Origin of the sequence: Moorena sp. SIO3A2, assembly GCF_010672265.1 — a bacterium.
GTDB classification, from domain to species: Bacteria; Cyanobacteriota; Cyanobacteriia; order Cyanobacteriales; family Coleofasciculaceae; genus Moorena; species Moorena producens.
The window spans coordinates 233,732-256,691 of sequence record NZ_JAAHHC010000015.1; the positions used below are offsets into that span (position 1 = coordinate 233,732).

The window sequence follows — 22,960 nt, forward strand, 5'->3', positions numbered from 1 at the left end:
TAGAGGGTTTAATTAAAACACTAATCACTAATGATCCGAGCATTTTTTAGTCTAATCCGGTAGAGATATTTTGTTTTATACCGATTCCCGATTCCCGATTCCCGATTCCCGATTCCCGATTCCCGATTCCCGATTCCCGATTCCCGATTCCCGATTCCCGATTCCCGATTCCCGATTCCCGATTCCCGATTCCCGATTCCCGATTCCCTACTCCGATTAACCATTGACAAAAATACGTCACCCACTTGACAACTTCTCTAATGACTAATGACCCAAAAATTCGTGAGCAAAGCTATCGCTACTTTCTCCAGGAAGCACCGGAACTGCTGCAAGTCTTGGAAAACGATTTGCTGAGTTTGTCAGAACACTATAGCATCAATAAAGTCAACAACTTGATGCGCACTACCCATACCCTCAAAGGCGCAGCAGCTAGCATTGGCTTGGAAACAATTGCCACGGTAGCTCACTCCTTGGAGGATGTTTTTAAAGCTCTGTTTAACCCGGACTTGTCCATTAATCCAGAAATTGAAGCCTTACTGTTTCAAGCTTATGAGTGTCTCCGCCTACCTCTGACCGCTGAACTCACAGGGGGGCAAATCGATGACACCGAAATCAAGAATCGAACTGCTGCTGTTGTTGCCCAACTCCAAGAGAAGCTGGGGGACTGTTTTGGTCTCGAATCCTATCTGCCCACCTCAGTAGAATTGGGCTTCGACGTCACCCAGTCCATTTTTGAAGTGGGGGTTAGCCAAGGATTAGACTTAATCCAAGCTGCCCTAAATAGTGACAATCCCACTGAAATCAGCATCACAGTTCGCAACCAAGCAGACATTTTCTTGGGGTTAGGGCAATCTCTTAATTTACCAGGGTTTGCCGCTATTGCCAAAAATGCGATCGCAGCCCTAGACAACCATCCCGAACAGGTGGTAACTATTGCCAAGACGGCTTTGTGTGATTTCGTTGCAGCACAAGCAGCAGTGCTAGAAGGGGATAGGACTCAAGGTGGTCAACCTTCTATGGCTCTGCAACAACTAGCTGACCTGAGGTCTTCAATTCCAAATTCACAATTGATAATTCACAATCAATCTTCTGTCTTGGACAACGGAAAAGAACAAGACCTTAATCCGGTTGAGCCGGGAGTAAAACAAGAAGAAGGTATTGTTAATAATTCTTCCGTTACTCATCCAGAATCTAAAACAAGCAAACAGTCCCAGCTTGTGGAAATGATCTGGGGAGGGTCAACTACACTAGATGACCAAACCTCTGATCAAAGTAAAGAATTGCAGAGGTCGGAGCAAACAGAAATAGATGTCTTGGATGGAGAGATAGCCTCCCCTGAGCAAGAAGTTGGCACAGAAAAAAATTTTGTTTTGCACAACATGGGGATGATTGATGGAGATAATGAAAACAAAGAAGAAGCACAAGAGCCCGAAGTGATCACAGACGAGATCATCCCGCCCATAGGCAACACTATAAATTCTCCTCTAAACTCTTCCCATCTCGCCATAACTCCCTCCAACCAACATCCAAGCACGCCATCATCTAGGGATAAATCTGGTACTGTGCGGATAAATATTGAGCATCTAGAATACCTGAATTACACAATTGGGGAATTACTAACCAACCAAAACCGCCAGTTGCTTGAAAATGAACAACTGCTGGCGGCAGTGCGAGTACTCCAAGATCGTGTCCACCAACATCAGCAAGTGCTCGACCAACTGCAAGATTGGTACGACCGCCTGTTTATTTTGATGCAACAAAAGCAGATTAGGCAAAGGTTGCAGGTTAGCAAGTTTCAGGTTGAAGGTTTAAACAAAAACTTTGCTACCGACTCAAATCCTAGCTTTTCCTCCTACCCTTGGGCAGAAAAAACCTTGCAGGTTAGCAAGTTTCATGTTGAAGGTTTAAAGGAAAACTTTGCTACCAACCCCAATCCTACTGCCAACCTTGACCAAAAGGCCACGCTACGCTCTCAACCCACTAACCTTCAACCCACTAACCTTCAACCCACTAACCTTCAACCCACTAACCTTCAACCCACTAACCTTCAACCCACTAACCTTCAACCCACTAACCTTCAACCCACTAACCTTCTTGATACAGACTATTTCGATGACCTGGAACTAAAGCGTTATAGTACACCCGAGCTTCTGATTCAGTCAGTTCTAGAAGACGCTATACAATTAACAGAAGCTGCCTATGACATTGAGCTGTTCACCACCCAATCCAGTAAGACTCTCGAACAACAACGTCGGTTGTTAACCAACCATCGTGATGTCTTGATGGAGGCTCGGATGTTGCCTTTAGGGGAAATATTTAGTCGTTTCCCCCCTGTCCTCAAGCAGTTGTCAGCCTCCCACCATAAGCTGGTAGAGCTAAAAATCTCTGGTAATGATGTTTTAGTGGATAAAGTTGTTGCCCAGAAACTGTACGACCCCCTGCTGCATCTTGTGCGTAATGCTTTTGACCACGGCATTGAGACTCCTGCTCTACGGCAACAACAGGGCAAACCAGAAAACGGATTAATTGAAATCACTGCTTGCCATCGGGGCAGACATTTGGTGATTGAAGTCAAAGATGATGGGCCAGGGTTGAATTTTAAACGGATTCGCCAACTAGCCGTAGAACGTGAACTGATCGACCTCGAACAGAGTAATAGTCTCAGTGAGGCTCAGCTGAGGAATTTGTTGTTTGAACCAGGCTTTTCCACTGTCTCTGGGGTGAATAACCTCTCTGGACGAGGTGTTGGTCTTGATGTTGTCCTAAACCAGGTCAAAGCTCTGAGGGGTTCCGTCCAGGTTGATTCTTCTCCCGACCTTGGCACCAGATTTAGACTACAAATTCCCCTGAGTTTAACCATAGGTAAGTTACTCCTGTGCCAGGCTGGGAAGCAAGTTTATGGGTTGATCACTGATCAAGTCAAGCAAATTATTATTCCTCAGGAACACCAGCTCCGAAGTTGGGAAGATGGTAAAGTGCTTCACTTGGGTACCGGGAGTGATCAGCAACTGGTTAAAGTCTACCAACTTGGGCAAATCCTAGATTATTCCTCTCTGGCTTCTCCATTCTCAGTAACCCATCCCCATCAGCCTGTTGTTCCTAAACAGACGATTAGACCAATCATTCTGATCCATTACCAGGATCAGCTTGTCGGTCTGGAAGTAGAGCAACTGCTCGGAGACCAGGAGTTGGTGATTCGTCCTTTGGGGACAATGATTGTGCCACCCCCCTATGTCAATGGGGGCAGTATTCTAGCGGATGGTCGGTTAACACTGGTGCTGGATGGGACTGAATTGATCCAGTACCTATCTGACCAGCGGACCGATGGCAGTCAAAGGTTAAAGGTTAGCACATTGAAGGTTGAAAGCAAAAGCGATGACCAAGCCACCCAAGCAATGGAAACCCTTTCACGAAAGCAGCTTCCACCTTCATTGGTTGAACCGTTCTGGGTCAGACATAAGCCAAAGGTACTCCTGGTAGATGACTCGATCACCCTGCGCCAAACTCTAGCCATGACCTTGGGAAAGAATGGCTATCAAGTGTTTCAAGCCCAGGATGGTTATGAAGCCATTGAGCAACTACAGCATCAGAAAGATATACAGTTAGTGATCTGTGATATTGAGATGCCTCGCATGAATGGGTTTGAATTTCTCAAACACTGCCAGCAAGACCCGGCTTTGGTAGATATTCCTGTAGTCATCCTCACCTCCCGCAGTAACGATAAACACCGCTTGATTGCTGCACAGTTGGGGGCAAAGGCTTATATCACTAAGCCCTATTTGGAACACAAATTGTTGACAACAGTAACCGATGTTGTTGAGCCCATTTCACCCTCAATAACGGAGTAGGGAGTAGGGAGTAGGGAGTAGGGAGTAGGGGGAATAAAGACTATAGCAATTCTCATAGCTATGAGGTACACAATTTCGGGATTTTAGGTAATAGGTAATAGCTAATAGCTAATAGGTAATAGCTAATAGGTAATAGCTAATAGGTAATATAGCAGTCGCCAGGGCAGTTAGTACATGACAAAAGTCTCAAACCTAAGTAAGCGCAAGAGTTTGACTTCTGACTTCTGACTTCTGACTTCTGACTTCTGCTATAGCTAATAGGTAATAGCTAATAGGTAATAGGTAATAGCTAATAGGTAATAGTTCATGTAGGGTGGGCAGTGCATCAGACAGATAATGAAGCTTGCAAACCACGTTGGTAGGCACTGCCCACCCTACGATTAATGACAATGGTGCAAGATATCAGATAAACGCTATATACTGCCTAAGTATTATCAACAGTATATTCAACCCTATATCCTGGAATGATTTGGTAATTTTTAATTATTAATTTATCATTAATACGTAAAATTTTTTAGCCTAACAAATTATCAAAAAAATAAAAGTTTCCCTTTTCCTAAATATTAATAGCTATAATAAGGTTAAATAAAGGCGATGTTAGACAATAATTCAAAGCCAGACAAATTCATGGTTTTTAAGATTGCTGACTATTCCCTATGTCTTGGGATTAGGGATGTCCTGAAAGTGGTAAATTTTACCACTGAAATCAGCCGGGAGATGAAAACCATGGGATTAGTTCAGCTAGGCAAGCATACGATTAAAGTTTGGGATTTACATCAGCAGTTGGGCGATGGTAGTTTACCTCACCGAAGCCCTAACCAAAGGTTCTTAGTAATTATTCGTCCTAGGGACTCCGAACTTTGGGGAATTTTTGTGGATGATCTGCCCAATTTGGTGGAGTTACCCCAAGACATGATGCGACCTATCCCGAAGTCTTACCGTCAGGCCAGTGTTCTGGAGATGATATCTCATGCAGCTGTTATATCAAACGAAGCATCTACTCAGAAAATTTTTCTTTTGGATTTACAGCAAGTCGGTGCCTTGACCCCTTAATCGTCAATAGTTATAGCGCTGCGCGCTTCATCCCTTAAATTTGCCAACACCATTACAGCCATTGCTATAATAAAAATCTAAAATTGCCAATTGCCAATTGTTAATTGTTAATTTATCATTAGCAATTAACAATTTTTTTATGGCTAATGACCATAAATAAACTACACTATTAAAATTAACTCTAAGTTAGTTAACATGAGTACTTTTCGTGTTGGGATTGCTGGTCCAGTTGGTTCAGGGAAAACTGCTCTATTAGATGCATTGTGTAAAGCGCTGCGAGACTCTTATCAAATCGCTGTGGTCACCAATGATATATATACTCAGGAAGATGCCCAGTTTTTAGTTAGGAGTCAGGCCCTAGAAAGCGATCGCATTCTGGGTGTGGAAACAGGGGGTTGTCCCCATACTGCCATTCGGGAAGATGCCTCAATGAACTTGGCAGCCATTGAACAGCTGGAAAATCGGTTTACTGATTTAGACTTGGTGTTCCTAGAAAGTGGAGGGGATAACCTAGCAGCAACCTTCAGTCCAGAACTAGTAGATTTCACTATTTACGTTATTGATGTGGCTGCTGGGGATAAGATTCCTCGTAAAGGAGGACCAGGAATCACCAAGTCTGACTTGCTGGTGATTAACAAAATTGATCTGGCACCTCAGGTGGGAGCAGATTTGGGGGTGATGGAACGGGATGCTAAAAAGATGCGAGGAGATAAACCCTTTGTGTTTGCGAATTTGAAAACTAAAGAGGGAATCTCTACGGTGATTGAGGTGATAAAACTTGACATGGGCTAGATTAAGTCGGTTGAGAAGGGAGTAATAAAAGTGTGGGAATCAAACCTAATCTGATCATGGGAGCATGGGTGGTGATGATAATGTTTTTTTTGTTTGTGTTATAGCATTTATCACTTAGTTGAAAAATGCTATATAATTAATTATTATTCCATAGTTTAGCAATTTTAATCTACTCAACTATAGGACTAAACCAGAAATAGTTATTGAAAAGTGCTGTAAGTTTTGCTTCCATGGCAAAAAATGTATCAAATTATACATAAACCTAGCAGAGCTGGTAGAGCCAACGTTATCCTGGTTGAATACCAAAAAGGCGATCGCACACCCTCGTCACCCCCATTCCTAGACAGATTCAATCACTGGGACCCCTTGCTTTCCAGGGTTTCCCTTTCCTGCTGAAAACAGGGAGTAAGCTCTTCTTCCTCAACAATATCCACAGCCTTAGTAAATTATCGGAAGTAAAACTCAACCAGTTAAGTCCATCTGATTGCTGTGATTTGATAGTCTAAAATATAATGGCTCCTTAATTACCAATCCAATGGAAGTTGTTGTCCCCTTTACCCCTCCTAGTCGTCCAACCGAGTTTTCGGCTCTGGGCTATCTGTTTGGGCGATTTGACCCAAACCCATCTCAAGAGCCTAATAGGTCAGTTAAAGGAACTCTTGTTCTCAAACAAGGAATCAGCTTCAGTGCCTATATGCACCAACCCTTGTGGAAGAAATTAAGTACCAACCCCTCTTTTGGTGAGAAAAAAGTCTATCTCTGGCGAGTATATTTCCGCATCACCAAGGCAGGAAAACTGGCTCAAATTCAAATCAAAAAATTTATTCCCCTAGAGGGGAAAACTACTCTACGTCATTCTCCCAGTGATGAAAGAGTCGATCAGTTTCGAGTTCGTGGTTTAATTCACGATGTCAAGCCAGAAGCAGTGGTGATGTATGTAGAACGCAATCACCTGCCTCCTAGAGGAAAAGCCAAAAGTTATCCATGGCAGCCTTTTTTGTTAAGTCTCCAGGGGTCTTTGCCACAACCAGCAGAAAAGGATGATTTCTGGGAATTATTTTGTAGACGAGTAGGAGAGCAACTCTACATAGAAGAAGCTCATCCAGTTAACGTAAATCTAGAAGACTCAAATTTCTATTCCCATTACTCCGAAGAAAAAACTGACTATCAACCTCAACCAAGCCCTAAAACTAAACCCAATGAAGTTATCATGATTCAAGGAAGAAAACCCGAAATCACCATCAAGTTTACCGAAAGACCCAATTTACCGGAGCAAGGCAAGAAAGTTACCTTACTCCTGACTGGGGACAATGGCATAACCGTTCAGGCAGAACTCAATCGCAAGACCCTTAAAAAGCAAGTAGAAAAGATGGATAGCTTTGCTGATTGGGTAGCCGCTTTGAGTGGAAAGATTGCCAGGGTCTCTCCAGAAGGGGTAATTGAGTTAGAAGGTGCAGGAGTTAATGTATTTGAGAAAAAACCAAAAGTTAGCGAATCAACTGAGCCAAAAGAGTCTCAGAAGCCCTCTAGCAACCCAGAAACAATTAAGCAAGAACAATCACAACAACCTGCTCAAAAGCAGAAGAAAGTGTTTCGTCTGATTGATTAGGATAGGTGTTGGTTTTAGGGAGCAGGGAGTAGCCCACAGGGGTAGGTTTTTTACCTGAGGGTCAAACGGGTAGTGTGGGAGGTGTGGGACGTGTGGGGAGATCGGGAGATCGGGCGATGGGGAGATCGGGCGATGGGGAGATGGGGAGATGGGGAGATCGGGCGATGGGGAGATCGGGAGATGGGGAGATTAAATTGATGGGTAGCCGTAGTTTCCAGAATTGGGATCAGTAACACTAGTGTGACTTGCCACTTTTTTTTTGGGCGTTGCTGAATTAAGGAATGAATGCGCGATCATCTGGTGAAAGTTAAAGCCCCCCTAGCCCCCCAAGCGAGGGATTGCTCGCTTGGGGGGCTAGGGCGTGTTTTCAAAGTTTTCCGCAAGATATTAGATCCCCCCCAGCCCCAGGGCTGTTTCATTCCCAAAATTATTGCAAAAGTGCCAAAAGTGTGGGGATGTTGTTGCTAATTAATCTTTGAGCAATAGTCACAGATGAAAAACCGTTACTACGTAGGAGATTAATAACAATGCTACGAATAATGGACATATTGGCAGGAGCGTGGGCTGCTTTGATGGAGGAACGGTCTTCTTTAAAAACCACATCTTTTGACCAATGCAAGCGATTTTCAATTCCCCAATGTCCACGAATGCCTTGTGCGAAAATCTCAGCATCAGCGACCAAACTACTGATGTAGTAAGCAACCATTACATATGCTTGTCTACCTCGCTGTCCTGTTCTTTCAACCTTAATTAGGGTTTTCAAGCCAATCCATTGGTTAGTGATACCAGTCAAATCATCAAACACACTGATACGTCTTTTGGTGAGGCGACCATGTTTTTTCTCGATGCTAGTATGAGTTGTCAGGGGCACTGCTGATTGTGTATTGACTTGAATCTGTTGATAGAGCTTGGGCTGATTATTTTTTACCGCGATGGCATAATGATTCCCACTGTTGATAATTAAGTCGCAGGTTTTTTTTGGCAGTGTAGAGAATCCAAGCTCAATACTGCTTGTTCTAAGTGAAGTGTCTTAATCAAAGCTTGAACTGTACTGATTTCACTGCCATGTTTGTTCTCGAACTGATTTTGAGTTAATACTAAACCCTGATCATGAGTGAATACCGACACCACGCAAATAAAATTCTGATATTTGGTGTTGCTATTGCTCACTGTGCCTCTGATCCTTTTGCCATCAATGCTTAACCATTCTCCAGGACTGATTTGGATATACTCTGATGCCCAACGCAAGAAAGACCTTGGCAAAGTTATCAAAATCTATACCCATCATGACACGACGTATGGTGGAGTAAGATGGCACACGCCCTTTTGGTATTTTCAAGGCTTCGATTAAATCTTCTCGGTGACGTTGTGCAAAATCTCCCAGGGCACGGTAACCCAAGTATCCACTCATTGTTCCCATGATGACTATTAGCAGTACCACCCACAACGGATGTCGTCTGCCGTCAGTAGTACGAAAATCCCTTACTTCACCGAGTCTTTCAATCAAAGAAGAGCTCATTGTTTTGATTATCTTACAACATTCTCTTAGTATATGGGCTTAATGAGGGAATGAAACAGCCCTGGGGCTAGGGGGGCGAAATCAACTTAACGACGTAAATCCTGTGATAACTGATAGCTGATAGCTTACCGAACTTGCACCTCAAGTAGCGTGGCCTACGGCCAATCGCCTTTGGCGCGCCAGAGCCGAACGCATTATCGTCACACAACTTTAGACGTAGCTTGATGACTACACTTACACCGTCGTGAGTTAACTCTAGCAGGATTGAGAGTTGCCTCATAGTCATAACAATTGATTGCTTCTTCTGTTAGCGCCTTTGAGGGATGTACTGTACATTTGAGGCGATAATCTCCAGTAAAAAAGGCGCAGCGACTACAGGGAATTTGATGCAATTGTCTCAGATGAGCGACACCGTCTCGAAACGTCGCCCGAATTCGCCATAAAGCTATTCCGATTAATGTCCAAGCAGCTATGCAGCACAGAAACGTTGCCAAATGTTGAATAACCTGAGAAATAAGTATCTGGAACATGGTTAACTACTAACTAATAGGATTTCAATTTATGGATGCTACAGATAGTTTAAGTATTCAGCCATCAGCTATCAGCTGATGGCTGATAGCTGAATGCTTACCTAAGTACTAATTGCTAATGGCTCAGGGACTGGTGATGATAGGGATTCCCAAAACCGGATGATTTGCCGTCCTACTCGATTGGGATGGAAATAGTGGCAAAAGTGACCTCCTTCCGGATATTCCCATAAGCGATCGCATTCTTTTAACCAAGGTTTCCATCCTTGCAAAGCATTAGAATCAACAATAATGTCATCCTTGCAACCACATACCATTAATGGCACTTGCACTGCTGTTGGTGGTACACTAACCCGTTTATATAGGGAGTGAGGAGAGGGAGAATAAGCTAAATCTTGCTCTAGGATGGTTACTAAACCTTTAGTGATATGGTGATTGTGATGACCAAAGAGGCTCTTAACCATTTGGGTAAGCAACACTTGGCGAGTGCAGGGTAAAAGTTGGAGCTGCACATAGTAGTGGGCTTGCCAGTCAACTGCGGGATTAACACCTACTGATAATAGAGTTAAAGACTGGACTTTTTCAGGATATTTACGGCTATAGAGTAGTCCTACCAAACCAGCAGTGCTGTGGCCCACCAGATGGATAGGATGATCGCAGGTTTTGAGATAGTCATGAAGTAAGGTAAGGGCGATATCAAGAGAAGTTGGTTCATCTTGGTTTTGGCGATACTCCCACTGGCCAACTCGCTTTTGTTTAGACAAATAACGAATTAAAGGCTGATCAAAACGTAGAAAACTTGGACTAACATTCAACCAAAGGATATCAGGCAGAGTAGACATATAGCAAAGGGAGTAGGGAGTAGGGAGTAGGTATCAAAAATTATCACAATTACTAAACGGATACCTATAGCAATTTTTTAATCACAAATCTTCAATAGGGGTGAAGCAATTTTTTATCTGTTGGCAAGTCATTAATGTTGACCGTTAACGATCAACTGTCAGTGGTCAATAGTCAACGATCAACGTAGCTAGCTTTATAAAAGAGAGACGGTTTTCAGGTGTAAGCATTCAGCTATCAGCTATCAGCTATCAGCTATGAGCCAAAGGCCTATGGCCAGGCTACGGTAACAGTTTATGCCCATAGCGCACACTACTTGAGCTGCTTTTGAATAAAATAAGCACCTCAAGCAGCGTGAGCCAAAAGCTCACGGCTGACGGCTGATGGCTGAATGCTTACCAGCTTACAACGGTTGTAAAAACTAAACTCCAAACTCTTGTTTGAGTTGCGCTACCCAAGTTTTTATCCGTTTTTCAGTCAGTTCAGACTGGTTATCGTCATCCAGGGCAAGACCAATAAACTTACCATTTTTGAGAGCTTTTGATTCATTAAAGTCGTACTCTTCAGTCTTCGGCCACTGTCCAACGGTGGTACCCCCCAATTCGGAAATTTTGGCTTCTAGAATACCAATGGCATCCATAAAATTATCAGGATAGCCCTCCTGGTCTCCAGTCCCAAAATAGGCAACTTTCTTACCACTGAAGTTGATATTATCTAACTCTTCAAAGTAGCCATCCCAGTCAGCTTGTAATTCCCCAATATCCCAAGTAGGACAGCCGATGATGAGATTTTCGTACTTTTCAAAATCGCTATTTTCAGCCTCTTCTATTTTATGTATAGTGACGACATCATCACCGCCAAGTCCTGTTTGAATTTCCTCAGCTGCCGCCTCGGTTTTACCGGTTTGAGAGCCGACGAAAAGACCAATTTTTGACATTTTTATTTACTCCTGATTGATTAGGTGCGCTTTCCGTTTGCGAATTAAATTCGCCACGGGTCGCACCTGTTGATTAGATGGTGTAAGAGGAGCATATCAATTTTGTTAATTCCTGATTTCGATCCCCCTAAATCCCCCTTAATAAGGGGGACTTTTGAATCTAATTCCCCCCTTTTTTAAGGGGGGCTAGGGGGGATCTATGTACAGAATTACAAAGATGACATGCTCCTTGGTGTAAGCAATCAGCGATAAGGTATTTTTAATCAGCCTTTAGTTAAAGACAAAGTACTCTTTAACTAAATGCCTAAGTTTGATTTGATTAAAAATCTTGCTTAGTGCTGATCGCTGAATACTTACTAGATGGTTGAGAAACTGGGGTTGCTTAATAATGGAATGATTGTAAGAGTTTTTTAGAATGGGCATCAGGCGTGGAACTGGCATCTTGTGTAGAACTGGTATCTTGCCAGTTTCATGCTTATTTTCGCGCGGGCAGGATGCCCACTCTACTTATATTCATTCGAAGATTCAGCAACGCCGAGAAACTAAGTAGTATGCTTGCTGTGCTTAGTGGTTAGCCAGGTAGTACAGAAGCAGTTACGTCTTCGATATCCCCACAGGATACTGACTCAGTCAGTATGGTTTCCTCCAGCATTGGCATCTGTTGCCGACAGTGGCAGCAATACCAGTAAATGCTAGTGGCAGGTGGAGACATCCATCTAGGTTATGGCATCCATCTTTATGAACGCCCTCTAGGTCGTTTCAAGTTTATCACTAAAATTTATCAATAAACTGAGACCAAAAGGAGGGCATATTGTCTGTTCCAATAGTTTCGGTCAAGGTTGCATTTAACCTGGCTGTCACTATGGGACGGATGAACCGTTAGTTATATCTAAGCTAGGGAAAAGAAATAATGGGGTTAGGGTTGACATGGCTTCCTAGCCCCAGACAGCTCCTGTTTTAAGAAGCCTATAGAATGCTCCATCAATTACCTTAGCATTTGTTGAAACTTTTTAGCAACTAATTTAACCCATCAATCCCTGAATCATACTGAAGTTATTGACCAGCAGATAGGCAAAAATCGCTCCTCCAGCGCCACCAACTAGAAAAGCTCCAGCAAACTGACTCCATCCGTCAGCAGTTTGGATAGTTTCTGGTACCTCGGGTACCCTAGTAACGAATGTGGGTCGAGGTACAGTTTGTAGCTCTTTCTTAAAGGTGACTGTACCGTAGATTGATAGGCCGATGGTCGCGATGACAATCAGAGCAATGGCTGCTGTTACACCAGCTAAGTTTGCCGTCTGTGAATCCCGCAACGGTCCTAATTTGGCAAACGGACCAAAGATAAAATACCCATGAGCCATGCCAATTTCTAGACCCCTGGACAGGGGAGAAAGACCGGGACGGTAAATAGGTAGGTTTTTGAGGAAGTTAAGGCTAATATCTGAGGAGTTTATTGGGGTTGCCAAGTCACCAACTTGGGGATTACTCCGAGGGATAATCAGCTCACCTTTTTTGAAGTCAAAACCAGCTTCTGCTCCTCGCGCCCGGATAGCATGCCAGATATGACCGAACAGAAACAACACGGCAAAGACAAAGTGGAATGCTGCCAACCAACCGCGAGCAGACACGATGCCATCACTGGCTTCTAAAGTCCCTACTGGACCATAGAACACTTCCGGATAAACGGTGTCATTGACCATGACAAAGTAGGCGGCAAAAATTCCCATGTAGGCGAGCGCCCCTAAGCTATAGGAGAGATAAGCTTCCCCGGAATAAACCAAAACCTCACGTGCCCAGTTAAATGGCTTAGTCAAGATGTGCCAGAAACCACCAGCAATGCAGATCGAACCAATCCAGATGTGACCGCCAACCACATCTTCTAAATTATTCACGGCTGCCATGCCTTCTGAACCGGATGCACCAATTAAGTAGCCAAAAATTTTGACAGGGCTAAGGGTGGGATCGGTAATCACTCGTACATTGCCACCGCCACTCGCCCAGGGGTCAAATAGTCCACCCCAAAACATGGCTTTAGCTACCAAGAGCCAAGCACCAACCCCCAAAAGGATTAGGTGAATCCCGATAATGGTGGTCATCTTGTCGGAGTCTTCCCAGTCATAGCCAAAGAAACCAGCAAAGGTGCTATCTTTGGTTAATTTATCTGGGGTAAGCAGGGAATGGTAAAGTCCTCCAGCTGCCAGCACTGCTGAGGAAATCAAATGCAAGACCCCAACCACAAAATAGGGATAGGTGTCGATAATTTGACCACCAGACCCAACACCCAACCCTAAGGAAGCCAGGTGGGGCAACAAGATTAATCCCTGGTCATACATCGGCACGTCAGGGGTGTAGCGAGATAGTTCAAACAGGGTCATTGCTCCCGCCCACAGGACTATCAAACCAGCATGGGCAATATGAGCGCCTAGCAACTTACCGGATAATTCAATAAAACGAGCATTACCAGCCCACCAGCCTACTTTTGAGATTTGGCCTTGCTTGGGACTATCAGCAATTACTGCTGTCATTGATGTACCTCTTTGAGAATTATTTGCATTTTGATTTGGTCAATAAAATGCCATTATATCGACACTTTATTAGAATTAATTGCATTAAGCTGAATTTAGGTAGTAGCTTCTGAAGCTACTACCTTACCCCGGCCAAAATCAAAGCCAGCTGCTCGCAAAGCATGCCAAATATGACCTTGGAGGAAGAAAAACCCAAGGAAGAAGTGAGCATTAGCTAACCAACTCCGGCAAGAAGGGAAGCTAGAGTTAGGATCGGCAAAGTAGGGGAAAACACCCAGCTTAATTGATAAGGCAGGACCATAGAAAACTTCTGGGTAGACTACGGTGTTAACAGCGCAGAAGTACGCGGCGATAAACCCCATCAGCGCTAAAGCGCCCAAGCTGTAAGAAAGATAGGCTTCTCCAGACCAAATAAAAAGACCGCGCGTCCATTCAGATGGCTGAGTCTTGATGTGCCAAAAGCCACCGCCAATACACAGCAAACCAACCCAAATATGACCACCAACTACATCTTCTAGGTTACTCACTCCAGCAATCCAGTTCTTGCCCACAGTACCAAACAGATAGCCGAAAATCACTGCTGGATTGAGAGTAGGGTTATTAATCACTCGCACATTCTCCACTGCTGGATCGTACAACCCCCCAAAAGCGATCGCTTTAGCCACCAGTAGAAAAGCTCCAAATCCCAGTAGAATCAGGTGAATGCCGATGATAGTGGTCATTTTGTCACCATCTGCCCAGCTATACCCAAAGAAGCCAGACTGTTCTTCCAAAGTTTCCGGACCACGGAGGGCGTGGAAGATACCACCAAAGCCGAGAAATGCTGAAGAGATCAGGTGCAAAACACCAATCACAAAGTAGGGGTAAGTATCGACTATAGCTCCCCCAGCACCAACGCCCCAGCCTTGAGCTGCTAAGTGGGGCAGCAGGATTAAGCCTTGTTCGTACATGGGTTTGGCAGGATTGAAGCAGGATAGTTCAAACAGGGTTATTGCTCCAGCCCAGAAGACGATTAGACCAGCATGGGCAACATGAGCCCCCAATAATTTCCCGGATAACTCCGTCAGGCGAGCGTTACCTGCCCACCAACCATACTCTCCCTCTACTAATCGGGAACTCTCAGCAGTGTTTGCCACTATCTACACCTCCTAGGCTCAGTATTGCAAAATATATTCAATAGCTACTTGGAATAGCTTACACTACTGCTTAAGTGAAATGAAAGCTATTTTTATTAAGAATCATGACAATTCCCAGATTTGGTAAGGCATCAGAGCAATCGTTAGTGAATCAGAACCCTGTCACCACTAGGTTCAAGCCATCTGTTCATCTCTTTAAGCGCCGTGACTTGATTGCTCTAGAACCTGATCAACTATGGGTAGTTCAACAGGGTGTGGTTAAAAGCTTGACCAAAAATTTTGGGTCAATAGCCCCGTCCTAGAAGGACGGGGCTATTGACAGTCTTTTTATTTTGAGTTATAGTTTACGTAGAGTTTTTTCACGTCAAATGATCGTCTTAGAGTTCAAAGTCAAAGGGAATAAAACTCAATATACCGCCATCGACGATGCGATAAGGACGGGTCAATTTGTACGCAATAAGTGTCTCCGATACTGGATGGACAATAAAGGCGTAGGACAAAAAGACCTATATCGCTATAACACATGGCTCAGAGCTGAGTTTTCTTTTGTCAAAGACTTGAACTCCCATGCCTGCCAGGCTTCCGTGGAACGAGCTTATAATTCGATTTCGAGGTTCTATAGTAACTGCAATAAGCAAATTCCTGGAAAGAAAGGTTATCCCAAGTTCAAGAAGTTTTCCAGATCAGTTGAATACAAAACATCTGGCTGGAAGCTTTCCCCTGATGCCAAGTCAATTTCATTTATTGATAAAAAAGGTATAGGAAAACTAAAACTCAAGGGAACTTGGGACTTGTGGCGTTACGACCAAAAGCTGATTAAGCGAGTTAGGCTAGTTCGTCGCGCGGATGGTTATTATGTTCAATTCTGCGTAAAAGTCAATGTAGAAGAACCTTTAGAACCCTCTCATTCCAATATTGGTTTAGATGTGGGATTAAAGGAATTTTACACCGATTCTAGAGGCGGTACAGAACCTAACCCAAGATTTTATCGTAAGGGAGAGAAGCGTTTAAAGTTTTATCAACGCAGAGTTTCTCGCAAAAAGAAAGGCTCTTCCAATCGCAAAAAAGCCATTAATAGACTAGGTAGGACACACCTCAAAATAAGTAGGCAGCGTGAAGAACACGCCAAGAGACTGGCGGGTTGCGTAATCCACTCTAACGATGTGGTCGCTTACGAAGACTTGAGGGTTAAAAACCTAGTTAAAAACCATTGTCTTGCCAAATCTATTAATGATGCAGGTTGGTATCAATTTAGAAAGTGGCTAGAGCATTTTGGGCAAAAGTTTGGCAGGCAAACAGTAGCTGTCAATCCTGCCTATACCAGTCAAAAATGCTCTAATTGTGGCGAAGTTGTCAAAAAATCTTTATCAACCAGAACCCACGTCTGTGAGTGTGGCTGTGAATTAGACCGCGACCACAATGCTGCGATCAATATTCTAAAAAGAGCCTTAGGTACGGTGGGGCACACCGGAACTTGGGTCATAGACCCCAACGCTCATGGAGAATCGACCTCTACTCTTCCTGATTCCGGTCTGGTTGAGCAAGTTGGCTCGTTGAAGTGAGAATCCCCGTTCTTATAGGACGGGGAGTGTCAATAGGGTTAAAGCGCAATGTCTGTCTTTGTCTCAGTCTTACCGCTTATCCGAGGCTATTGTTTGCCATCTGCGACAGACAGAAGAGTTGCTGTCTATCATTAGAACACCAAGAGTCTCTCAGCGTTTGCAACAGTTTTTGAGTTGGTTAGCCCGGAAGTTTGGTCGTCCCGTATGTAGTGGGCAACTGATTGATATACCAGTGACCCATCAAGAACTAGCTGAGATGATTGGTACCACACGAGTAACCATCACCAGGCTGATCAAGCAGTTTGAGGAAGAAGGGATAATCAGTCGTCCTCGTCGATACTGTATTGTGTTGCGCGATTGTTCTGAAATATAAATGAAAATGCTATCAATGGCGCTAGATTCATCATACTACCTGAAAAGGATACCGCTAGCGCCAGTGACGTGATTCAGTTAGGGGCTGATGGTGGGGACGAAATTATGGGATTGACCGTAGGCCACACTAAGGGATTGACCGTAGGTAACGCTAAGGGATTGACTGTAGGTCACGCTACGGGATTGACTGTAGGTCACGCTATGGGATTGACCGTAGGCCACGCTACGCGATCGCAATGTAGCCTGGTAATTGTTTAATCCGCTCCATCCAAGACACCACATTGGGGTAAGCATCTAGAGAAATCTTAGCGTCTGGTGAGAGACTAACATAGGGGAAGCAAGCAATATCGGCAATTGTGGGGTGATCCAGTTCCAGCCATGCCCGATCACTGAGGTGGTTGTCGAGCAATGTCAGGATAGTTGCCGACTTTTGTGTTGCTACCTCGATGTTAACGGTTTTTACATTAAACTTGTAATAAAGTCTGGCAAACTCTGGACCCTGGCGAATCTCTCCTGCAGTTGTAGATAGCCAGCGCATCACTCGACTCATGGCTTCAGCTTCCAAAGGCAGCCAGTCTTCGCTACCATAGCGCCGTGCTAGATAGACTAAAATAGCTTGGGCATCCTGAAAGACTAAATCTCCATCGGTGAGAACTGGCACTTGTCCGAAGGAATTCAATTCCAGAAACTCGGGAGATTTGTGTTCACCATTGTCCAGGTCAACCCAGACAGTCTCATGTTCTAACCCAAGTAGTGAAAGCATTAGCCGCACTTTGTAGCAATTGCCAGATAGCTGGTAATCATAAAGTTTGATCATGATTTTATTGTCCTAATTTTTGCCTAATTTTTGCCTAATTTTTGCCTGATTTTTTGAAGTATAGCACTACCAATTAAGGTGTTTGACATTGATAAAAGCTGAAACGCTGTTTTATTGAACTTTTGCCTTTTGCCTCTTGCCTAAAGCCCTTGCGCGTAGCGCTATAATTGTGTCCGACTAATTAGCGTGCTGATTAACCTGCGTAGGTCGGCTTTGCTGGTGTAGCCAAACCCTTGGGGGTTTGGGCATAGTTTTTAACCACCGGGATGCTCCCCTTATGCACTGCATTTAAAGCCTTAACTCCTTCTTCTTGAGCAACCACACAACTAATTTTAGTGTCCGAACTTGTAATCATCTGAATAGTTATTTGCTGTTGTGCTAATGCCTCAAAAAACTGAGCCACAACCAGGGGTTGTGCCACCATACCACCCCCAACTAGACTAACTTTAGCGATGTCTGTATCCACTATAATCTCCCCACAAGCAATACTTAGTGCTAAAGCTTTTAAAGCCATGGATGCTGCTTCAGCATCAGCTTGGGCCACCGTAAACGCAATATCACAAGTGGGGATACCATTAAGCCTCTGACAGCGTTGAGACTGAATAATCATATCAACACTAATATTTTCCTGTGCCAGTTGTCCAAAGAGTTTTGCTGCCATTCCCGGTTGATCTCGGACATGGCGAATTGTGATACAAGCTTGGTTGAGATCAAGAACAGCACCGCATACTGGGGATGGGCTTGAATCGGTAGAAAACTCCTGAATTGAATCAGGTCCGAGCACTACAGAACGATCAATCTCAAAAGCCTGACACAGAGCAGCAACAGCGCGATCGCATACCTCAGCATTAATCACACAGGTGATCTTCAACTCAGAGGTAGAAATCATCTCAATATTAACTCCCGCCTCTGCTAGAGTAGAGAACATTTTAGCTGCAACCCCAGGACGCCCAATCATACCAGTCCCAGTAATTGCCACTGTTGCCATGTTCTGCTCTACCATCATTTCTACCTCTTCTGACCCTTGCCAAGTCGCCCCGTATAAAGCAGAAGTAATCAACTCTTTGAGTTTAGTTTCACTCACTGCAGCTCCTAAAGTCTCACCTTGTTCAAAACCTCTGTTCACTACCGTCAACGCAATATCCTTAGCATCGTCCTCCTGAATTGACTGAATAATCAGATTAACATCCAGATTGTCACGAGCAATCTCACCAAATAACTTTGCCACTACCCCTAAACGATCCCGCCCTTGCCATCGGGCTACTTTTACCTGATTTGTCTCCAATTCCACCCCATATACTGCCTTGTTAATCTCCAAGCCTTTCAGAGAACGAGGTTTAGCTATCGGAGAAATTATCCTAGTTCCTGGTGCATTGTTCCAGCTTGAACGTACAACCAAAGGTACGCCATAATTGCGAGCAATCTCTACCGCCCTAGGATGTAGCACCTTTGCCCCTAAACTGGCTAACTCTAGCATTTCATCACAAGTAATTTCTGGGATTAATTGTGCCTCTGGTACAATCCGAGGATCAGTTGTAAAAATGCCTGGAACATCAGTATAAATTTCACACAAATTTGCTTTTAAAGCAGCCCCTAACGCCACAGCTGATATATCTGAACCGCCACGTCCTAGAGTAGTAATTTCAAAATTATCACCACTGCTCATACCCTGAAATCCAGCTACAACTACCACTGTTCCTTGATTGAGATAGTGCTGAATTCGCTTTGGCTGAATTTCCAAAATCCTGGCACGACCGTGTTCAGCATCAGTGATAATTCCTACTTGTGCCCCAGTTAAAGAAATAGCCGGTTGTCCCAATTCCTGCAATGCCATACTCAGCAAAGCAATTGATACTTGTTCTCCAGTAGACAGAAGCATATCCATCTCCCGAGCACTGGGATTCGTCGAGACTGCCTTCGATAAACTGAGCAAGTCATCAGTGGTTTTACCCATCGCCGAAACCACTACCACCACAGTATTATTATTTTGGACTGTTTGCTTCACCCGCTGGGCAACTGCTTTAATTCTTTCAACTGATCCAACCGAAGTACCACCATACTTTTGGATAATTAGCATTATCTAGCCTCAGATAAAGTATTAATTTTAAATTGAAGTTAATTAAAAATTAAATAGTGATCATTTTTGTTGCTTTAGCAATGGCTAATCGAAGGATTTAATCTGAAAATAGGATTAAGATAAACAAGTAACAGGAAACTTCTGGGGAACAGTATGAAAGAGCGATTGAGCCCTATAATACCACGGAATTTCGATGACCCTTCCCTGTTCCCTGTTCCCTGTTCCCTAAAAACCCAGAACTTTGTACCTCACTAAATTGCAAACCGCCGTATTACATCTCAAGCAGCGCTATATCATTCTCTTTGTTGAGCTGAATCAACTCAGCTACACCATCCCATAGAGCATAGCGTGCTTTGAGAGCATTCTCAGCAGAATTGAAAGCTTGCTCCCATTTCACAGGATCATCACCACAAAGATTTTTTAAGAGTTTTTTACCCATCGGAACATGCTGATCCTCATCCAGAAAATTATGCCTGTCTAGATAGAGACGCAAAGAATCCCAAGTAAATCCATAGAGACTATCTAAAGTAGCAATAACCTGTCTGAACATAGCAGGAATGATATCTTCTCGACCTAGTAGAAAAGCGGCAGCTACTTCATGGGTTGACTTAGTCGTAGTTTCCAACGTGAATTTAACAAACGTTTTGGTTAATTCAGGTATCGAAATAGAAGCTAGAGTTTGGTTAGCTGGAATACCTTTTCTAAGAGAAGAGATAAACGTTTTAATTGGATTAGTATCAGCACCTATCTCTGTCATAGCCACCAGATAGAGATCATAGTGACTGATGTAATTTCCTGGTGAGACTTCATCAGTCTCTTCAGCTAAAACAATCTCATTCACCATCCTGGCAGAATTAATATCTGTTGGTGGCACCCAAGGTACATCCAAGCAAGTGACTCGGTGTTGAAGAGTCTTAATCAGAGACATAAAATCCCAAACAGCAAACACGTGAGACTCCATAAATATCTGTAGAGATACCAAGTCATTTAACTGTTGGTAAAGGGGGTGGTTTATCAGAGCCATACGGCTTGGTTTAAGTTGTTCTTCCAGCTGAGTGTAATAGTCGAAACTCTTATAATTTTGCATTTCGATAATCTTCATGATTTGTCTCCTTAATAACCTATAGAGTTGTTTAATTTTGTGAGGCACAAAGTCCTCGGTTTTAGGGAACAGGAAACAGGGAGGTGTATCTCACTTTTGTAAATTTTGCGTAGGGTGCGTTAGGGGTGGGCTCGCCCTGATTTTCTGCCTCTTCGCCACCATTGAAATAGCCCACCCCGTAACGCACCACCGAGTCAAACAGCTTTTAGGAGATGCACCCGAACAGGGAAGATAGAAGAGGGAATAGCAAGGAAATTGCATCAAGACAGGAAAAAAATTCTGTGTACCTCTCAGATAGGGCTCTTTAATGAATTGTGATAATTTTGTTCCCTAATCCCTACTCCCTACTCCCTACTCCCTATTCCCTTTCCTAGATAATACCGACATAATTTCTGGCAAAATCCCTAGCAAATGTCACCGATGTAGACAATTGCTTCAATTTCGATTCACTCAACTTATTGAAGAAACGGACATTGTCTACATCCTTCTCTTCAGACTTATGGAGCATATGCAACATCGAACAAGAGAATTCTTGAGCACGCCAAATATAGGGCAAACGAACTTCCGAGTAGCGTTTTAGGTAAGACATATCCCGTTTTTCCTGGTAGTAACTTACCAATACTTCTCCGAGAACACCCGCATCCTGTACCGCCAGATTTAAACCTTTCCCACCGCAAGGTGTAATAATGTGACCCGCATCACCAGCTATCAATAACCGTTGGTACTGTAAAGGTTCCATAACATAACTGCGCATGGATAAAATCCGCTTGTCAAAGATTTCCCCTTCTTTCAACCTCCATTCTTTTTTCGCCAGACGCTTTGCCAAGGTACTCCAGATCCGTTGATCAGGCCAATTTTTAAGCTCATCATCAAGTGAAACTTGTAAGTAATAACGAGAAATCTTGGCATTGCGCGGCATGTGAGCTCCAAAGCCATCATGATCCAAGCCATAGATGACATGTTTTGCAGAAGGTGGTGCGTAAGCTAAAATTGCCAGCCAGCCGTAGGGATGCTGTTTTGTGTAGATGTCTACCGCTCCGTCTGGAATTGATTGGCGCGAGAGTCCATGATACCCATCACACCCTGCTACAAAATCAGCATGAATCGTGATCGTGGTGTCACCATCCTTGTCGTAACACTCAACAATGACGCCGTCATCGGTTTGAGTAATTTTTTTCCCCTCATGGCGTAACAGTAACTTACCACCTGCATCCAGATATCTTTGGATCAGATCGTCATTGAGATCGCTTTGGGGATAAATGTAATGGACATCCCCATCAGCTAACTTTCCGTAATCAAAGACAACGCTGTAATCAGGGTAACGAAATTCACAGGTATCATGGGTATACCCCTTTTGGAAAATTGTATCCGCTAGACCATGTTTTTTGAGTAGGTCAACTGTCGTGCTTTCCAGGACACCTGCACGCGCCCTCGTATATATTTCCTCGCGGTTGTATCTATCCGCAATGATACAATCAATCCCATTTTGTAGCAGGATATTACCAACTACAATGCCAGCTGGACCTGAACCTAAAATACAAACTGATGTTTTCAATGCTGTACTATTAGTCATGGTTTAAGCTACCTCTTTAGTTAGATTTGAATAAAAGGAAAGCAAATTTTATTAACAAACACCTTCTGTAAGCAGTCAGCGGTCAGCATTCAGCAGTCAGCATTAAGCAGTCAGCGGTCAGCTTAAAATAAACTTCTTTGGCCATAGGCTGATAGCTGTTCGCGTAGCGTGCGCGTAGCGCTTAAGCTTACACATCCTCTAATAGGTACCTGGAATCATTTTTGTAGTAATAGCAATACGATTCCAAGCATTGATCGTTACAATAGCCATCAAAAGTTTAGCTATTTCAGTTTCCGAAAAATAGCGACTTACCTCTTCATAAACTGAATTCGGTACCTGATTCTCTGAAATCAGAGTCACTGCTTCAGTTAGCTCTAATACAGCTCGATCTTCCGGACTAAAAAACGGCGTTTCTCGCCAAGCATTTAGAACATAAATTCGTTGTTCTGTTTCTCCATTACTTCTGGCTTCTTTTGTATGCATATCGATACAAAACGCACATTTATTCAGTTGAGAAGCACGAATTTTAATTAACTTTATCAGTGTTTTGTCTAACCCACTTTTATTCACATAATTTTCCAAGGAATTCATGGCTAAATAAGCTGCTGGTTCAACTTTTTTTAATTCCAATCTTGCTTCCATTTAAATACCTCAATTGGTTGGTAAAATTA

General features: G+C 43.5%; 22 protein-coding genes and 1 pseudogene. 9 read left to right on the plus strand and 14 right to left on the minus strand.

Annotated features, from left to right (window positions below; translation table 11 throughout):
• Positions 1-70 precede the first annotated feature (70 nt).
• Positions 71-220: a hypothetical protein gene (locus F6K64_RS18470; protein WP_287250249.1), complete on the plus strand. Its 150-nt coding sequence runs from the start codon at positions 71-73 to the stop codon at positions 218-220.
• 40 nt (positions 221-260) lie between these two features.
• Positions 261-3,848 carry a hybrid sensor histidine kinase/response regulator gene (locus tag F6K64_RS18475; RefSeq protein WP_008188414.1) on the plus strand — a complete coding sequence of 1,196 codons (3,588 nt, stop codon included), beginning with the start codon at positions 261-263 and terminating at the stop codon, positions 3,846-3,848.
• Positions 3,849-4,040: 192 nt separating this feature from the next.
• Here F6K64_RS18475 and F6K64_RS18480 read toward each other — a convergent pair whose 3' ends face one another.
• Positions 4,041-4,214 (minus strand): hypothetical protein, encoded by a 174-nt coding sequence (locus F6K64_RS18480; RefSeq protein WP_154659919.1) that lies wholly within the window; start codon positions 4,212-4,214, stop codon positions 4,041-4,043.
• 228 nt (positions 4,215-4,442) lie between these two features.
• Here F6K64_RS18480 and F6K64_RS18485 point away from each other — a divergent pair, with 228 nt between their 5' ends.
• From F6K64_RS18485 to F6K64_RS18495, 3 genes are all read left to right on the plus strand, one after another.
• On the plus strand, positions 4,443-4,901 hold the full coding sequence (locus tag F6K64_RS18485) for a chemotaxis protein CheW (RefSeq protein ID WP_008188412.1): 459 nt from the start codon (positions 4,443-4,445) through the stop codon (positions 4,899-4,901).
• Between the two features lie 195 nt (positions 4,902-5,096).
• Positions 5,097-5,693 carry an urease accessory protein UreG gene (gene ureG / locus F6K64_RS18490; protein ID WP_008188409.1) on the plus strand — a complete coding sequence of 199 codons (597 nt, stop codon included), beginning with the start codon at positions 5,097-5,099 and terminating at the stop codon, positions 5,691-5,693.
• A 535-nt stretch (positions 5,694-6,228) separates the two neighbouring features.
• Positions 6,229-7,302 carry a heterocyst master regulator PatR gene (locus tag F6K64_RS18495; RefSeq protein WP_008188405.1) on the plus strand — a complete coding sequence of 358 codons (1,074 nt, stop codon included), beginning with the start codon at positions 6,229-6,231 and terminating at the stop codon, positions 7,300-7,302.
• Between the two features lie 427 nt (positions 7,303-7,729).
• Here F6K64_RS18495 and F6K64_RS38280 read toward each other — a convergent pair.
• The 8 genes and pseudogenes from F6K64_RS38280 to F6K64_RS18540 all read right to left on the minus strand — a co-directional run bounded on the left by F6K64_RS38280 (position 7,730) and on the right by F6K64_RS18540 (position 14,786).
• Positions 7,730-8,574: pseudogene (locus tag F6K64_RS38280) on the minus strand (ISAs1 family transposase).
• A complete protein-coding gene (locus tag F6K64_RS18510) occupies positions 8,495-8,821 on the minus strand; it encodes an ISAs1 family transposase (protein WP_008188398.1) in 327 nt (108 codons plus the stop codon). Before F6K64_RS18510 ends, F6K64_RS38280 begins: the two are co-directional and overlap by 80 nt.
• Before the next feature lie 200 nt (positions 8,822-9,021).
• Positions 9,022-9,351, minus strand: coding sequence for a hypothetical protein (locus F6K64_RS18515; RefSeq protein WP_071986944.1), 330 nt, complete (start codon positions 9,349-9,351; stop codon positions 9,022-9,024).
• A gap of 101 nt (positions 9,352-9,452) precedes the next feature.
• Complete coding sequence (locus tag F6K64_RS18520; protein WP_008188395.1) at positions 9,453-10,190, minus strand: alpha/beta fold hydrolase; 738 nt, start codon at positions 10,188-10,190, stop codon at positions 9,453-9,455.
• Between the two features lie 419 nt (positions 10,191-10,609).
• The gene (fldA, locus tag F6K64_RS18525) at positions 10,610-11,125 is read right to left on the minus strand and encodes a flavodoxin FldA (RefSeq protein WP_008188393.1); all 516 of its coding nucleotides are present in this window, start codon (positions 11,123-11,125) and stop codon (positions 10,610-10,612) included.
• A gap of 571 nt (positions 11,126-11,696) precedes the next feature.
• Positions 11,697-11,837: a hypothetical protein gene (locus tag F6K64_RS18530; protein ID WP_154659918.1), complete on the minus strand. Its 141-nt coding sequence runs from the start codon at positions 11,835-11,837 to the stop codon at positions 11,697-11,699.
• Between the two features lie 310 nt (positions 11,838-12,147).
• Positions 12,148-13,650: a chlorophyll a/b binding light-harvesting protein gene (locus F6K64_RS18535; protein WP_287250770.1), complete on the minus strand. Its 1,503-nt coding sequence runs from the start codon at positions 13,648-13,650 to the stop codon at positions 12,148-12,150.
• 95 nt (positions 13,651-13,745) lie between these two features.
• Entirely contained in the window at positions 13,746-14,786 is a 1,041-nt protein-coding gene (locus F6K64_RS18540) for a chlorophyll a/b binding light-harvesting protein (RefSeq protein ID WP_008185420.1), read from the minus strand.
• A gap of 104 nt (positions 14,787-14,890) precedes the next feature.
• Between F6K64_RS18540 and F6K64_RS18545 the strand changes: the two genes are divergently transcribed.
• From F6K64_RS18545 to F6K64_RS18560, 4 genes are all read left to right on the plus strand, one after another.
• Complete coding sequence (locus F6K64_RS18545; protein WP_287265971.1) at positions 14,891-15,088, plus strand: hypothetical protein; 198 nt, start codon at positions 14,891-14,893, stop codon at positions 15,086-15,088.
• 66 nt (positions 15,089-15,154) lie between these two features.
• Positions 15,155-16,348: an RNA-guided endonuclease InsQ/TnpB family protein gene (locus tag F6K64_RS18550; RefSeq protein ID WP_008185416.1), complete on the plus strand. Its 1,194-nt coding sequence runs from the start codon at positions 15,155-15,157 to the stop codon at positions 16,346-16,348.
• A 58-nt stretch (positions 16,349-16,406) separates the two neighbouring features.
• The gene (locus tag F6K64_RS18555) at positions 16,407-16,721 is read left to right on the plus strand and encodes a Crp/Fnr family transcriptional regulator (RefSeq protein WP_052308449.1); all 315 of its coding nucleotides are present in this window, start codon (positions 16,407-16,409) and stop codon (positions 16,719-16,721) included.
• A 104-nt stretch (positions 16,722-16,825) separates the two neighbouring features.
• Positions 16,826-16,978 carry a hypothetical protein gene (locus F6K64_RS18560; protein WP_287265972.1) on the plus strand — a complete coding sequence of 51 codons (153 nt, stop codon included), beginning with the start codon at positions 16,826-16,828 and terminating at the stop codon, positions 16,976-16,978.
• On the opposite strand, the gene F6K64_RS18565 is transcribed toward F6K64_RS18560, so the two are convergent.
• The 5 genes from F6K64_RS18565 to F6K64_RS18585 all read right to left on the minus strand — a co-directional run bounded on the left by F6K64_RS18565 (position 16,944) and on the right by F6K64_RS18585 (position 22,931).
• Positions 16,944-17,537 carry a glutathione S-transferase family protein gene (locus tag F6K64_RS18565; RefSeq protein WP_008185414.1) on the minus strand — a complete coding sequence of 198 codons (594 nt, stop codon included), beginning with the start codon at positions 17,535-17,537 and terminating at the stop codon, positions 16,944-16,946. The genes F6K64_RS18560 and F6K64_RS18565 overlap by 35 nt on opposite strands.
• Before the next feature lie 193 nt (positions 17,538-17,730).
• Positions 17,731-19,617, minus strand: a complete 1,887-nt coding sequence (locus tag F6K64_RS18570; RefSeq protein WP_081431862.1) for an aspartate kinase — start codon at positions 19,615-19,617, stop codon at positions 17,731-17,733.
• Positions 19,618-19,885: 268 nt separating this feature from the next.
• Positions 19,886-20,716: a DUF3050 domain-containing protein gene (locus tag F6K64_RS18575; protein ID WP_008185409.1), complete on the minus strand. Its 831-nt coding sequence runs from the start codon at positions 20,714-20,716 to the stop codon at positions 19,886-19,888.
• 370 nt (positions 20,717-21,086) lie between these two features.
• Complete coding sequence (locus F6K64_RS18580) at positions 21,087-22,289, minus strand: 4-hydroxybenzoate 3-monooxygenase (RefSeq protein ID WP_008185407.1); 1,203 nt, start codon at positions 22,287-22,289, stop codon at positions 21,087-21,089.
• A 198-nt stretch (positions 22,290-22,487) separates the two neighbouring features.
• Positions 22,488-22,931, minus strand: coding sequence for a carboxymuconolactone decarboxylase family protein (locus tag F6K64_RS18585; RefSeq protein WP_008185405.1), 444 nt, complete (start codon positions 22,929-22,931; stop codon positions 22,488-22,490).
• Positions 22,932-22,960: the final 29 nt, after the last annotated feature.

Excerpts from the sequence above, each read along its gene's own strand:
- F6K64_RS18475 (WP_008188414.1), top strand. The coding sequence starts at position 261 with ATGACTAATGACCCAAAAATTCGTGAGCAAAGCTATCGCTACTTTCTC.
- F6K64_RS18485 (WP_008188412.1), top strand. The coding sequence starts at position 4,443 with ATGTTAGACAATAATTCAAAGCCAGACAAATTCATGGTTTTTAAGATT.
- ureG (WP_008188409.1), top strand. The coding sequence starts at position 5,097 with ATGAGTACTTTTCGTGTTGGGATTGCTGGTCCAGTTGGTTCAGGGAAA.
- F6K64_RS18495 (WP_008188405.1), top strand. The coding sequence starts at position 6,229 with ATGGAAGTTGTTGTCCCCTTTACCCCTCCTAGTCGTCCAACCGAGTTT.
- F6K64_RS18510 (WP_008188398.1), bottom strand. The coding sequence starts at position 8,821 with ATGAGCTCTTCTTTGATTGAAAGACTCGGTGAAGTAAGGGATTTTCGT.
- F6K64_RS18515 (WP_071986944.1), bottom strand. The coding sequence starts at position 9,351 with ATGTTCCAGATACTTATTTCTCAGGTTATTCAACATTTGGCAACGTTT.
- F6K64_RS18520 (WP_008188395.1), bottom strand. The coding sequence starts at position 10,190 with ATGTCTACTCTGCCTGATATCCTTTGGTTGAATGTTAGTCCAAGTTTT.
- fldA (WP_008188393.1), bottom strand. The coding sequence starts at position 11,125 with ATGTCAAAAATTGGTCTTTTCGTCGGCTCTCAAACCGGTAAAACCGAG.
- F6K64_RS18530 (WP_154659918.1), bottom strand. The coding sequence starts at position 11,837 with ATGTCTCCACCTGCCACTAGCATTTACTGGTATTGCTGCCACTGTCGG.
- F6K64_RS18535 (WP_287250770.1), bottom strand. The coding sequence starts at position 13,650 with ATGACAGCAGTAATTGCTGATAGTCCCAAGCAAGGCCAAATCTCAAAA.
- F6K64_RS18545 (WP_287265971.1), top strand. The coding sequence starts at position 14,891 with ATGACAATTCCCAGATTTGGTAAGGCATCAGAGCAATCGTTAGTGAAT.
- F6K64_RS18550 (WP_008185416.1), top strand. The coding sequence starts at position 15,155 with ATGATCGTCTTAGAGTTCAAAGTCAAAGGGAATAAAACTCAATATACC.
- F6K64_RS18560 (WP_287265972.1), top strand. The coding sequence starts at position 16,826 with ATGGGATTGACCGTAGGCCACACTAAGGGATTGACCGTAGGTAACGCT.
- F6K64_RS18565 (WP_008185414.1), bottom strand. The coding sequence starts at position 17,537 with ATGATCAAACTTTATGATTACCAGCTATCTGGCAATTGCTACAAAGTG.
- F6K64_RS18575 (WP_008185409.1), bottom strand. The coding sequence starts at position 20,716 with ATGAAGATTATCGAAATGCAAAATTATAAGAGTTTCGACTATTACACT.
- F6K64_RS18580 (WP_008185407.1), bottom strand. The coding sequence starts at position 22,289 with ATGACTAATAGTACAGCATTGAAAACATCAGTTTGTATTTTAGGTTCA.
- F6K64_RS18585 (WP_008185405.1), bottom strand. The coding sequence starts at position 22,931 with ATGGAAGCAAGATTGGAATTAAAAAAAGTTGAACCAGCAGCTTATTTA.